The sequence below is a fragment of the Ruminococcus sp. 8Y-12 genome, assembly GCF_058119865.1.
The window spans coordinates 2,587,165-2,599,184 of the sequence record NZ_CM176623.1 but is presented as its reverse complement, the minus strand read 5'-3'; the positions used below and the strand labels follow the sequence as shown (position 1 = coordinate 2,599,184).

Here is a 12,020-nt window from a genome sequence, read left to right as displayed (position 1 = left end):
AAAAAAAGAAACAATCAGATTACTATTTCCAACTGTCTCTTCTGATATTACATCATTTTCAATTTTAAATATCATTCCATCATACTCATTCAGATTCTATACTTTGCAATTACCCCCTACTTTTTTCTTGGCCTTGGCAAAGGTTTTTTAATCGGCTGTCCCAATGCCACCGCCCCAACCAACTGAACAGATACTCCCATATAAGCCACTAACTCCGAATATGCAAAACAGGTATTTCCAATCCGGAGTTACCTGAAACGGATGCATGTCCCAGCACCAGTCCCCATCCAGAAAAACACTGTCCGGCAGATTTGTTTTCAGTATCTGGCAGGTACTTGTCTTCTCCACACCCATGATTCCTCCGATGAGATACAGTTTCCTTAATATTCCCTTCCTCCAAAATCAAGTGCGGCTGCCTGTTCTGATAAATAGAATCAGTTTCTTCACATCCTCAAAATCATTATAAGCCCCGCCTATCCCTTCACGGTGATAAACGACTCCCGCCTTCTCATTTGCTTCCAAACAGTCTAAAAGCTGTTCTCACACCAGTTTTTATCCGGACATTCCCCAGAATTACAGCCTGCACAGCTTGTATTTTCTGAACATAAGCAACAGGCAAGCCCGCATCGCGCTTTCTCTAATTCTCTTTTCATCTTTATTCACCCACAATATTTCAGATTCTTTATCTGCATAGCGTGGTCGGCTTCATTTTCTTCCTTCGTTTTTGTCGGGTCATCACGGTCATAACGGCCACATGGCAATTCTACACATTGCCCGCAATGCCCGTATTTTCTTTGATTGACACAGCAATCATAAATATCACAGCAGCTTTCTCCTGTGTATTTCAACCAGAATACTTTGCCTTTTATTTCCCCGCATCCCCGGCACTCCACTGGATAATACTCACAATCCGAGCATATAGTACCGCAACAGCTCATCTTCTTCTCCATGGGCATTTTCTCCTTATCTCATTTTCCACTGGCACTCACTGCATTCTGCATCATGGATAGAAATGATTCCTCCACATTCCGGGCAGGTATATTTTTCTTTTTGCTGTGCCAGAAATCCAGCCATTCCCTGCTCTTTTACTGTATGGCTGTTTTCCTTCAAGCTGGAATGGTAACGGACATTATAGCTTTTTTCCAACCGTTTTATCTGCTTACAGGGATATTCAGGGCATTCAAAACAATATGTAATCTGCCGCTCCGTCACACAATCCTTTATCCTGCACTTCCTACAATGCTCCGGTTTTCCCTGATCACTTTTCAGGCAACCCGCGCATGGCCTTTTATGATAACAATGCTTATAACAAACCAAACAGTTCATCCCACAAGGGGCAAACATGTCCGGCTCTATTCTTTCTGGCATCCTCATTTTCAATCAACTCCTGTCTGCACCTCTCAAACTTTTCCGGGTCATGCTCCCTGTCTTCCTCATAATATACCGCACAACGGAACACATAAAGCTGGCATCGGTCCTCCTGAGCATCGACTCATACCTTTCCCCTAAACCGCTTTGGTTTTCTTATTGTAATACTTTATATATGACAACTATATGTCATGTTTTTCTTTATCCTATTCCAGGAATCCTATCCGCATATAGGGGCTGTAATGGTTCAAACATTCTGGAAGATGCTGTGTTGCCGTGTTAGAACAACACTGGCTTTTTCGCATCCAGTTTCTGTGTAGTAAATCTTTTTTGACTCATAATAAAAATATGACATTGTCTGCTTCCTAATCTTTACTTGTTTTGCTTTCTTGTCCAAATCCCCATATTCCACAACCTCCGTTCGTTTTTCCTAGTATACCATAAAACCAAACATATTCCACCTGTTTTAAAACTGCTTTTGCCAAATAGTAAGGGGTTTGCCAACGCTTGTAGAATCAGGTTTGTAAATTAACAACACCACTGTTTTAACGTGACACGATACCTCGCTTATGATGTCTGGTTATCGGGGTATTCATTGCCCTGAACACTTACTTTATGCTGCATAGCAAACGTATGCAATGGTTTATTTAAGTGGGGTAATGGTTTTATCCCCTTGTCATGCAAAATATTGTCGGTATAATATGTTATCAACAGTTTTCCATTCAAAAGGGTTCGTCTCGTCTTACATGTGAGTTTTGAATTATATTTGCCTCAATTGTAAATCAAAATGCAACCTTTGGCATATTTATAAAATGGGCACCCAATACTCAATGATGCTTTTCCCTTCCTCATCTACTGACTCTCCATACCGCGCAAAATCGTATTTTGCGTTTTCGTTTAACCGGCAGGTGGATTGAGGAAACCATTCCTTGTAGATGTAATCTGCCACTGGCTGAAGGCTGTCCTCATTTTTTGCACGAAAGCTAAAAACAATATACTTTGTGGCAGGAAGTTCCATTGTCTCCATCCCTTTTGGAACTGCTTCAATCTGTTCCACCTCTGATACCGCATAATAGTCAAAGGATGGCTGTGTGTCCGCTTCCAAATCCCATTTTTTATAATCATTCAGCCCTATAAGAAAATTTGTATTTTTCCGGAAAGGAATCTTATTCTTCTTTGCATGTAATTTCCGCCAGCATTGCCCGATTACAAAAAAGCCGAAACGGGTGCTTTTTCTATAACCCACCAATCTGATTTTGTCACTTTCAATCGTTCTGATTTCCATAATCTTATCACCCCTTAATCTTTTTTTGCCATCAACAGTAAATTTTAATTGGAATGGATAGAACTCTCTTTTTTTCCTGAAAGCCTGCGGACTGCATTTGAATAGCGCTTTAAATCCAACCGTGAAGGATTGCTGCGTTTCATAGCCGGAAAAAAACGCAATCTCTAAGATTGGCTTATTTGTAAATACCAATAATCTGGCGGCTTCGGTCAGCCTCCGCCGTTTAATATAATTGTGTAAGGGCAACCCTACAATTCCTAAAAAAATCCGGCTAAGATGATATTTGGAATAACCTGACCTCCTGCAGATGCTGTCCAGATCCAGCCGTTCCTCTAAGTGCCCATCAATATAGTCTACAATCTCGTAGATGACATCTATATTTGTACTCATCAACCAAACCTCCCTAAACCTATTGTAATTTATCGCCGGAAAAAGTTTTCACAATTCTTGCTGATTTTCTTCAGCTATTCTGCTGATAAGTTAAGGTTCCGAACTCGGCATTACCGCAAGTGTAGATGTCTTCTATAATAACATTTTTGCTAAATTTAGTAGTGACCTGAAAAAGCCTGACGCAACCACTGTCATCGGTTCTGATTATCATGAAAAAATTTGGCACTTCCCAGCCGACATGCTGCTCTATGTGGTAAAGCCACATATTCCAAGCTTCTCAAATATGGCATTCAGACAATTGGTGATTTGGCTCAGACAGACCTGTCTTATTTGTAACGGCTCTTAGGAAAGAACGACATTATGCTCTGGTGTTTAGCAAATGGCCTGGACTCAACTCCAGTGAGCCATATTCATTCCCTCCCTGTTATAAAACAATTGGAAACAGCACGACCGCCCCCTGGATCTGATGACAGATACCCTGAAACTTGCAATAGATTCTATCCGCAAAAGGTTTGTACATTTTTCTATCCAAAGGGGAATCATGCTTCTTGATAAAGAGCTTTCCAATCTTGATCCGCTAGCATAGCATTCCATATACCCCGGACTTTTTCTTAAAAATCGTGGATAATCCGCTTCGTAATAGAAATAAGGATAGTAGGCTCTATCATCGGTAACTGTTTATTTCAAAAATGCGGTGTGTATATGTCAGAAAGATTTTACTCAAAAGAGCAATCGCACGATCCAGAACGGGTGCAAATCAGCAAGGTATATATCGCTGTAACTGCCTGTTTTGATTTGGAAGGCGCAATTACCTCTTTAGGAATAGAATGGGAAAATGGTAAAGTATATAAAAGAGATAAGGAGCTAGATGTCAGAAGAGCTACTTCCCTTAAAGCAGGGACCAGGGACTCGTTTCTAGACAAGAGTGGGGGTGCGGACATTTTCTGGACTGCTTAAATTGCCAATCCAAGACTCTGTCTGTACTCCCATGGCCTCATATATCCAAGTGATATTTTAATTCTTTTTCTGTTATACCATATCAGATAATCGTTTAGGGTGTCAATAAATTCCTGAATGCTGACTCCTGTAAAGTCCAGGTTATAGAACATTTCATTCTTTATACAGCCAAATAACCCTTTACAGGCAGAATTTTCGGGAGAACAACCTTTCTTTGACATGGAGCGCTCAAGTCCTGCCTGCTTCATTCGCTCGATCCAGCCGGACCACCTGTAATGACAGCCTCTGTCCGAATGTACAATCGGATGTTCTTCTTCCTTCAAACCAGATACTGCCTGTTCAAGCATACTGTTTACCAAATTAGCATCCGGGCTTGTGCTAATTGTCCAGACAAACAGTATACCATCAAAGCAGTCCAAAATCGAAGACAGGTAGACTTTCCCCGCAGGAATGGCAAATTCGGTGATGTCCGTAAGCCATTTCTTGTTTGGTATTTTCTGCGTCTTTTATTTTTTACCACAAAGTCCTCTTCGTGCATGAGCCTCAGGACTATCTTTTCATAGATAAGAATCCCCTTTCGCTTCAGTAGACCATAGATTCTGCGGTATCCGTAACAGCCCTTGTTTTCATAAAATAATTTCGTAATCTTCTTTCGGATGTCGTTGTACTTGTCTTCCTGTTTGAGAGAGGCTTCCTGATAATAATAACTGCTTTTAGGAAACGAAAGTTTCTCTAGAAGAACGGACAGTGAGTACCTATCTTTCAGGGCTGTCTGGTCGATGCCGGGGTCTTTTTTTAATACGCTGATTGTTTCCTTTAACAGATCGATTTCCAGCTGCATATTCTGCATCTGCGCCCGTAGTTGATTGATTTCAGCAGTCGGTTTTTAGCGTTCCCTTCCTTTACCAATTTTTACGCTCTTTCCTGCTGTCATGATTCGTTTTACGTTCTTCCACAATCTGAACGAACCACTCGACCATCGCCGGGTCATAATGGGAAAAAATGAACTTTCTTTTTTATCAAGGCCCGCTATTTTCTCCATATCTTCCGCACTTAACGTAAAATCAAACACATTGAAATTTTCCATCATACGCTCATAATGCGTAGACTTGGGGATAACGGCCACCCCACGTTCAATATGCCACCGGAGCATTACCTGCGCCGCAGTCTTTTGGTATTTCGCACCAATTTCCAGAAGAGCGGGATCTTCAAATAAACCACCTCTCCCCTCTCCAAAAGGCGCCCATGCTTCTATCTGTACACCATATTTATCCATATACTCCTTTGCAAGAACCTGTTGGTTATAAGGATGCGTTCCCACCTGGTTCACCATTGGGCGGATACGGGCAAAAGATGCAAGGTCTATCAATCTGTCCGGATAAAAATTAGAAATTCCGATTGCACGCAGCTTCCCTGCCTCATATAGTTCCTCCAGCCATTTCATGGCTTGCTGCTTAGTTTCATCGTAATTTTCCTGTGCAGTTTCTTCTGCCTCAAAATATCTGCTGCGGACCTATATTCCAAGTTTCACATTTACCCATGTCAATGATATTTCAGAAACTGCTGAACATAATAGGATACGAAAATCTACTACTGGGAAAGCCCTAATTCTTCCACCCACGTCTGCACATCCTCTTCTGACACTCCGGAGCGGAACCGCTGGCCTTCCTGCCATTCTCCCGTGCCTGCCAGCTCTGCTAACAGTTCCCCGCTTTCTCCCATACCGGACGAGGAGGAAGTGGCAAACGGAATCACGGTCTTTCCTGTAAAATCATTTGCTTCTATAAATCCATCCACCGGCCATGCTGCAATGCCCCACCAGATGGGATACCCGATAAATACGGTGCCGTAAGAATCCCAGTTATCTACCGTCTCTGCCGTAAGTTCCACATTTCTTTCATTCTCATTTTCATGCTCTCTGGTTACACGGCTGTTATCGTCTGTCCAATCCAGGTCATCGTCACTGTAAGGCTGCACCGGTTTCAGTTCAAAAGTATCCCCGCCTACTGCTCCGGCAATCACATTCGCAACAGCTCCTGTATTTCCTGTTGCGGAAAAATATACGACCAGAGTATTACCGCCCGTTCCTGCTGTTTCTGTTCTGGCAGTTTCTTCCTCACTGTCGGAATTTTCCATTTCCGAATCATCCGGTATATCCTCCGGCTCTCTTGCTTCGACCTGTGTTGTCTGTTCTGCCGTTTCTGTCTGATTATTCTTTACAGCCGCACCACACCCGGCAAGCAGGCTCGCCGCAGTTACTGCCGTTAACAGGATCGCTATTATTTTTTTTGCTCTCATTCTGAATGCTCCCTTCTTAATTTACAGTTTTTTGACAACTCCCCCTTCTGTCCGCTGCCATTCCTGCATGTTCCGACACCGACTTCCCTACCGGATGAAATTTGTCGGACTAAATGCTTCTTTCTTTGGAAGACCGTATGCTTCTTTCCCCAGGGCGATGCTCTTCATCAAAAATGTCATATTTCTTGCCAGAGTCCTCATAATCTGCAGTCCTTCCTCATCCTGCGCTGCCTCCCCGGGCTCTCTTCCATGAACGCTGTTCCAATATTGGCTGGAAGCCACCGGCATACCCGCTATTGTGAAAAATTTATTCAGTTCATCAAAGGTTGCGGAACATCCTCCCCGCCTAGCCACTGCTATGGCAGCTCCTACTTTCATGGTTTTGTCAAAATTTGTACTGTAAAACAGCCTTGTCAGAAAAGCAACCAAAGTCGCATTTGCAGATGCATAATATACCGGACTGCCTATTACCAAGCCATCACATTCCTCGAACTTAGGCGCTGCTTCATTTACCAGGTCATCAAATACGCATTTGCCTTTCTCCAAGCAGGAACGGCAGGCAATACAGCCTCTGATATTCTTATTTCCAACATGGATTGTCTCTGTCCGGATACCCTCTTCTGTAAAAATTTTCTCCATCTCTCTTAACGCAATCGCAGTATTCCCGCTACTTTGAGGACTTCCGTTAATCATTAATACTTTCATTTGCACTCACTCCTTATTGATTTTTCTAATAACCTGACTTACAATGAAATTGTAACAACCGATTGTTACTACCGGTCAAGCGATTCACAAAACTTTCACATTTTTATTAGGAGGAACTCCATATGTATACTATGATGCAGGTCTGCCAGGAAACAAATATGACGTACCAGACACTCAAATACTACTGCAATGAAGGGCTTGTTCCCAATGTAAAGCGTGATAAAAATAACCGCCGCGTATTTGATGAGCGGGATATAAAGTGGATCAAGGACCTTACCTGCTTGAAAAAATGCGGCATGAGCATCCAGGAGATGAAAATCTATCTGGATTTATGTCTTCAGGGAGAATCCACAATTCCTGCAAGGCAGGAGATTCTTGTCCGCAAACGGGAAGCTCTCCTGGCTTCTATCACAGAGCTGAATGAATGCATTTCCTTTATTGACTGGAAGCAGTCTTTTTATGACGATGTACTATCCGGCAAACGTCCATATATCAGTAACCTCATCCATGTTAAAGAATGATTTACTTTTCCCCATAGTAGTAAGATGCAGTGGCGCCGCCATCAATCAAAAACGTAGCACCTGAAATAAAGGCCCCCCTGCCGTCCATTAGAAGTTCTGCCACACCGGCAACCTCATCCGCAGTGCCTGGACGGCCGGCAGCACATTGTGCAAACATATTTTTATAAAAATCTCCTCTTGGCCCATGGAACTCATCCACTGCCAGAGGAGTCACAATAATGCCCGGGGCAATCGCATTCAGCCTTGCACCCCGTTTCCCCCACACCACGGACTGCGCCATCACTCTTTTTTCATTACAGCGCTTTGCCAGCTGATAGGCATGGAGTGTGTCCCTGATGTTTTCCGGCTGTAATAAGGAAAGTTCCAGAAGTTCTTCCGTGGGAGTACAAGCAAGAAGCTCATCTTCCTTTGCAGTTAATGCGGGCATACGAAAACCAGACTGGCTGGAAATCGTCACACCAGTTCCTCTATCACTGATCACTTTCCCAACCTCCTCAAGCAATACAGCCGTGCCATATAAGTCCACCTTTAAAATGGTTTCAACCGGCGCCTGGCTTGGCGATACTCCCGCAGCATTGACCAGCATTTTGATATCTCTGTACGGCGTCCTTGCCACGTTCAGCTCATTGCAGATGGGGATCAGTTCCCGCTCGTCCTCCCTGTAAAGCAGATTGTAATGGTTCTGCATGGAAACAAATTTCGTCCATCCATTCTTTTCCGCTGCATACTGCATTTTCATAAACTGGTATCCATACATGGCAGAAGCGCCGATGGCGCGGACTTTCCCTGACTGTACGACCTCATGCAGCGCCTCCAATGTCTCTTCAATTGGTGTATCATAATCAAAGCGGTGGATGATCAGCAAGTCAATATAATCTGTGCCGAGACGCCTGAGAGAACCTTCCACCTCCCGCGGAATGGCTTCCTTAGAAAGTTTACCCTCATTAAAATAAACCTTTGTTGCAAGGACCACCCTGTCTCTCCCTATGCTATTCTTTATCGCCCTGCCAAGGTATTCCTCACTGGTTCCTGCCGAATAGGTATTGGCAGTATCGAAAAAATTAATCCCCAGCCCCAGCGCATGTTTGACGATTTCCCCGCTCTCCTGCGGATCCAGCGTCCATGCGTGCATCTTACTGGCAGGATCGCCAAAGCTCATACAGCCAACGCACAGGCGGGAAACCTGAATATCAGAATTTCCTAATTTTGTATATTCCATTTTTTCATCCTTTCTTCCTAAAACTATCGCTTATCATCTGCATTTATTCCCATACTTCCTTTGCCATATGAAATGCCGCCCATGCTTTCGGCCAGCCCGCATAAAAAGCGGCATGGGTAAGAATCTCTGCGATTTCTTCCTTTGTAACGCCATTCTTCTTCGCATTGGCCAGATGAAACTTTAAGGAACTGTCCAAAATCCCGCTGGCCATCAGTGCAGTAACCGTGACGATACAGCGGTCCCTCGCTGACAATTGCTCTTCTCTCGACCACACCTGGCCAAACAGTACCTCATCATTTAATTCTGCAAACTTCGGGGCAAAGGCTCCCAATTGTTCTTTCCCTGCTGTTACTTTCTCCATGATATCTATCCCTTCCATTCTTTCCTCAAAACCAGTTACTCTATTTCAATTTTCTATATGCCTCGTCAGAAACAGCCTCACACCACTCGTTCCTGCAATTATCCCCAGGAACCTCTACAGCCAGATGCTGGAACCAGGAGTCCGGGGCCGCTCCGTGCCAGTGCTTTACCCCCGCCGGAATGTGTACCACATCCCCGGGGTGCAGTTCCCGGGCTTCGCTCCCCCATTCCTGGTAATATCCCCGCCCGGCAGTCACCAGCAGAAGCTGTCCGCCGCGGGACGTAGCATGGTGTATATGCCAGTTATTGCGGCATCCCGGTTCAAAGGTCACATTTCCAATCACTACCTGCTCAGTGGAGAGCATGTTCAGGTAACTCTGCCCCACAAAATACTCTTTAAAAGCCTCATTAGGTTCTCCAGCCTGGAATACACTCATTTTCTCTGCCTTCATATTTTCACCTTTCCTTCCCTATCCATTTCTCAATATCCTTCTTCGACCTGCCTACACTTCCTCCCCGGATAGAAAGCCCCGTCTCCACCCTCGCGCCGGGGCACAGCTTCCTGATATCACTTATGCTTCCGCCTATTCCGCTCCCCTCGTGGGTGCAGAAGGGACGGATGGTTTTTCCGCTGAAATCAAAATGCTCCAGGAACGTAAAGACCGCCATGGGCATGGTTCCCCAGTAATTGGGATACCCAAGGTACACCACGTCATAAGGCTCAATGTTTTCCGGCCAGGTTTTCAACTCCGGGCGGGCACCCCGTTTCTGGTCTGCCCGGGCCTGGGCGATACACTCGTTATAATCTTTGGAATACGCCTGCACCGGATCAATCCGGAACAGCTCCCCTCCTGTCAACTCCTGAATGATACGGGCAGCTGCCTCCGTATTTCCAATATCCAGCTTTTTCAGCATTCCGTTCACATAGTTCTCATCCCGGCGTGAAAAAAACGCAATTAACTCAGCCATCTCAAAAACCTCTTCTTTTCTTTTTCTTATAGTCTACCGAAATTCTTCTTGAACCGGAATCTCCAAAATGTTATTATAGTATTAACTTTTAGTTTATGTTGGAGGTGCTGCATGTACAATCATATGCTGGATACGTTTATCGCCGTCACCGACTGCGGCAGCTTTACAAAAGCCGCCGAGCGCCTGTACATTTCCCCCACGGCCGTCATGAAACAGATGAATGCGCTGGAAAGCCATCTGGATTTGAAACTGATCGAGCGCACAACCTCCGGTGTCCGCCTGACAGCGGCCGGTACCCTGATCTATCAGGACGCCAAATTTATCATCGATTATTCCCGGAAATCCATTGCAAGCGCCAGGGCCGCCATGCACCTGAATGACACCACCTTCTGCATCGGCACCTCACTGCTGAATCCCGCGAAGCCTTTCATGGACTTATGGTACCGTGTGAATCAGGATTTTTCCGAATATAAACTGCACCTTGTACCCTTTGAGGATAACCATGAAGGGATTTTGGCAGAGATTGAACAGTTGGGAAAGAAATTTGATTTTCTGATTGGAGTATGTGATTCCAGGCAATGGCTCCGCCGCTGCAATTTCCTTGCCCTTGGCACATATAAAAAAATGATTGCAGTGTCGAGGGAGCACCGCCTTGCCGGGAAAAAATCTATTGTGATTGAAGATTTATATGGAGAAACGCTAATGATGGTAGAACAGGGAGATTCCGGCGTCAATGATTTCCTCCGCAATGACCTGGAAAAGCACCATCCCAAAATCCATATAGAGGATACACCGCAGTTTTATGACTTATCGGTTTTCAACCGCTGTGCCGAGACCGGAAATGTCCTTCTCACCCTGGAATGCTGGCAGGAGGTCCATCCTGGCCTGGTGTCAATTCCCGTGGATTGGGATTACAGCATCCCCTATGGCCTGCTGTACAGCCTGGATGCACCAAAAGATGTGCTGAAATTTGTTGAAACGGTTAGTAAGATTGTATAGATTTAAACTATTTTCCCATTCATCTGAAACTCGTCATGTCCTTTAATCTTCTTTATTGCCTGACGTAAATTCCTTGTTTTTCCATGCTGGTGATACGGGTGGGATGCCCTGTGTTTATGGAAAATAACGCAGGCATCCTCCTCCGGATGCTCCGGATTGTGGATATACCAGTAATGTCCCGTATTCTTTGACTGGACCGTCACATCTCCTGCCATACCCTTTAGACACTTGGCCGTATTGGCATCCAGCTTAATCTTCGCCTGCTTGGCCAGTTTTCCCGCATTCTGCCGGTTATGCCCGGCAAGCATCTCATACCCATCTGAATTCTGCCATACAATCACCGGATTCAAAATACCATACTCCCGGATGCTCTCCACCATATCCCCTGCCCCATTCAGCAAATTCACGGCATCATTAAAAATCTTCCGCTTTGTCCCGTTAGCCTTCATACGAAATCAACTCCTTTGCAAATTTCCGGTAAGCCACACCTGCGCTCGTTTTTGGGCTGTACTGCACCACCGGCAGGTTATAATAAATGCTCTTACCGACTTTCACCGTATTAGGAATCTTCGTTTCAAAAACCCGTATCTGTTCCTGGAAATTTTCCTCCACTTCTTCCGTCAGCACCCTGCACAGCTTCGACCTGGTCTCACACATGGTCAGCGTCCCCAGGGACGGACAGGTATCAATTAAAATATAGTCATACTTCTCACGCAATGGCTCCAGGATGCCAGACAGCATCTTCTCTGTTCCCATTTCCAGCCTCAGCTTTGCATCCTCCATCTCCGCCATCATCAGATGCCCGATGGTATTCTCCAACTCCCTCGTATCCTCAATCCCAAAACAGGTAGTCAGGTTCGCCTGGCTGTCAAAATCCACAGCCAGCACCTTTTTCCCCATCTTCTGCAGACAGTACGCAAGATTCAGCGTAGTTGTCGTTTTGGCTGCT

At 44.9% G+C, this 12,020-nt stretch carries 17 protein-coding genes and 3 pseudogenes; 3 read left to right on the top strand and 17 right to left on the bottom strand.

All coding sequences use genetic code 11. From position 1 onward, the window contains the following. Positions 1–147: 147 nt before the first annotated feature. The 5 genes and pseudogenes from AC0THY_RS09680 to AC0THY_RS09660 form a co-directional block, all read right to left on the bottom strand. A complete protein-coding gene (locus tag AC0THY_RS09680; RefSeq protein ID WP_489990408.1) occupies positions 148–348 on the bottom strand; it encodes a hypothetical protein in 201 nt (66 codons plus the stop codon). Positions 349–659: 311 nt separating this feature from the next. Then, positions 660–950 carry a DUF3795 domain-containing protein gene (locus AC0THY_RS09675; RefSeq protein WP_489990407.1) on the bottom strand — a complete coding sequence of 97 codons (291 nt, stop codon included), beginning with the start codon at positions 948–950 and terminating at the stop codon, positions 660–662. A gap of 13 nt (positions 951–963) precedes the next feature. Further along, positions 964–1,146: a hypothetical protein gene (locus AC0THY_RS09670; RefSeq protein WP_489994228.1), complete on the bottom strand. Its 183-nt coding sequence runs from the start codon at positions 1,144–1,146 to the stop codon at positions 964–966. A 15-nt stretch (positions 1,147–1,161) separates the two neighbouring features. Beyond that, positions 1,162–1,344: pseudogene (locus AC0THY_RS09665) on the bottom strand (DUF3795 domain-containing protein); the annotation flags it as partial. An 829-nt stretch (positions 1,345–2,173) separates the two neighbouring features. After that, complete coding sequence (locus AC0THY_RS09660; protein WP_489990406.1) at positions 2,174–3,043, bottom strand: AraC family transcriptional regulator; 870 nt, start codon at positions 3,041–3,043, stop codon at positions 2,174–2,176. A gap of 702 nt (positions 3,044–3,745) precedes the next feature. On the opposite strand from AC0THY_RS09660, the gene AC0THY_RS09655 reads away from it, so the two are divergent. Next, on the top strand, positions 3,746–4,000 hold the full coding sequence (locus AC0THY_RS09655; RefSeq protein WP_489990405.1) for a hypothetical protein: 255 nt from the start codon (positions 3,746–3,748) through the stop codon (positions 3,998–4,000). On the opposite strand, the gene AC0THY_RS09650 is transcribed toward AC0THY_RS09655, so the two are convergent. The 5 genes from AC0THY_RS09650 to AC0THY_RS09630 form a co-directional block, all read right to left on the bottom strand. After that, a complete protein-coding gene (locus AC0THY_RS09650; RefSeq protein WP_489994169.1) occupies positions 3,997–4,452 on the bottom strand; it encodes a transposase in 456 nt (151 codons plus the stop codon). The genes AC0THY_RS09655 and AC0THY_RS09650 overlap by 4 nt on opposite strands. Further along, entirely contained in the window at positions 4,353–4,841 is a 489-nt protein-coding gene (locus tag AC0THY_RS09645; protein ID WP_489990404.1) for an IS3 family transposase, read from the bottom strand. The genes AC0THY_RS09650 and AC0THY_RS09645 overlap by 100 nt, the downstream gene beginning before the upstream one ends. Positions 4,842–4,886: 45 nt before the next feature. Beyond that, on the bottom strand, positions 4,887–5,444 hold the full coding sequence (locus AC0THY_RS09640) for an aldo/keto reductase (protein WP_489990403.1): 558 nt from the start codon (positions 5,442–5,444) through the stop codon (positions 4,887–4,889). A 146-nt stretch (positions 5,445–5,590) separates the two neighbouring features. Next, the gene (locus tag AC0THY_RS09635) at positions 5,591–6,298 is read right to left on the bottom strand and encodes a flavodoxin (RefSeq protein ID WP_489990402.1); all 708 of its coding nucleotides are present in this window, start codon (positions 6,296–6,298) and stop codon (positions 5,591–5,593) included. A gap of 87 nt (positions 6,299–6,385) precedes the next feature. Beyond that, complete coding sequence (locus AC0THY_RS09630; RefSeq protein ID WP_489990401.1) at positions 6,386–7,003, bottom strand: flavodoxin family protein; 618 nt, start codon at positions 7,001–7,003, stop codon at positions 6,386–6,388. 122 nt (positions 7,004–7,125) lie between these two features. On the opposite strand from AC0THY_RS09630, the gene AC0THY_RS09625 reads away from it, so the two are divergent. Next, a complete protein-coding gene (locus tag AC0THY_RS09625) occupies positions 7,126–7,524 on the top strand; it encodes a MerR family transcriptional regulator (RefSeq protein ID WP_489990400.1) in 399 nt (132 codons plus the stop codon). A 1-nt stretch (position 7,525) separates the two neighbouring features. On the opposite strand, the pseudogene AC0THY_RS09620 reads toward AC0THY_RS09625, so the two are convergent. The 5 genes and pseudogenes from AC0THY_RS09620 to AC0THY_RS09600 all read right to left on the bottom strand — a co-directional run. Beyond that, positions 7,526–8,125, bottom strand: a pseudogene (locus tag AC0THY_RS09620) (SDR family oxidoreductase); the annotation flags it as partial. A gap of 6 nt (positions 8,126–8,131) precedes the next feature. Further along, positions 8,132–8,743: pseudogene (locus AC0THY_RS09615) on the bottom strand (aldo/keto reductase); the annotation flags it as partial. Between the two features lie 43 nt (positions 8,744–8,786). After that, a complete protein-coding gene (locus AC0THY_RS09610) occupies positions 8,787–9,104 on the bottom strand; it encodes a carboxymuconolactone decarboxylase family protein (RefSeq protein WP_256281999.1) in 318 nt (105 codons plus the stop codon). A gap of 40 nt (positions 9,105–9,144) precedes the next feature. After that, on the bottom strand, positions 9,145–9,555 hold the full coding sequence (locus AC0THY_RS09605) for a cupin domain-containing protein (RefSeq protein ID WP_489990399.1): 411 nt from the start codon (positions 9,553–9,555) through the stop codon (positions 9,145–9,147). A 4-nt stretch (positions 9,556–9,559) separates the two neighbouring features. Beyond that, the gene (locus tag AC0THY_RS09600) at positions 9,560–10,072 is read right to left on the bottom strand and encodes a flavodoxin (protein WP_489990398.1); all 513 of its coding nucleotides are present in this window, start codon (positions 10,070–10,072) and stop codon (positions 9,560–9,562) included. 111 nt (positions 10,073–10,183) lie between these two features. On the opposite strand from AC0THY_RS09600, the gene AC0THY_RS09595 reads away from it, so the two are divergent. Next, entirely contained in the window at positions 10,184–11,071 is an 888-nt protein-coding gene (locus AC0THY_RS09595) for a LysR family transcriptional regulator (RefSeq protein WP_489990397.1), read from the top strand. Positions 11,072–11,073: 2 nt separating this feature from the next. Here AC0THY_RS09595 and AC0THY_RS09590 read toward each other — a convergent pair whose 3' ends face one another. Together AC0THY_RS09590 and AC0THY_RS09585 are read right to left on the bottom strand one after the other, a co-directional pair. Then, positions 11,074–11,520, bottom strand: coding sequence for a ParB N-terminal domain-containing protein (locus tag AC0THY_RS09590; RefSeq protein ID WP_489990396.1), 447 nt, complete (start codon positions 11,518–11,520; stop codon positions 11,074–11,076). Next, positions 11,510–11,971: a ParA family protein gene (locus AC0THY_RS09585; RefSeq protein WP_489990395.1), complete on the bottom strand. Its 462-nt coding sequence runs from the start codon at positions 11,969–11,971 to the stop codon at positions 11,510–11,512. The genes AC0THY_RS09590 and AC0THY_RS09585 overlap by 11 nt, the downstream gene beginning before the upstream one ends. Between the last annotated feature and the right edge of the window lie 49 nt (positions 11,972–12,020).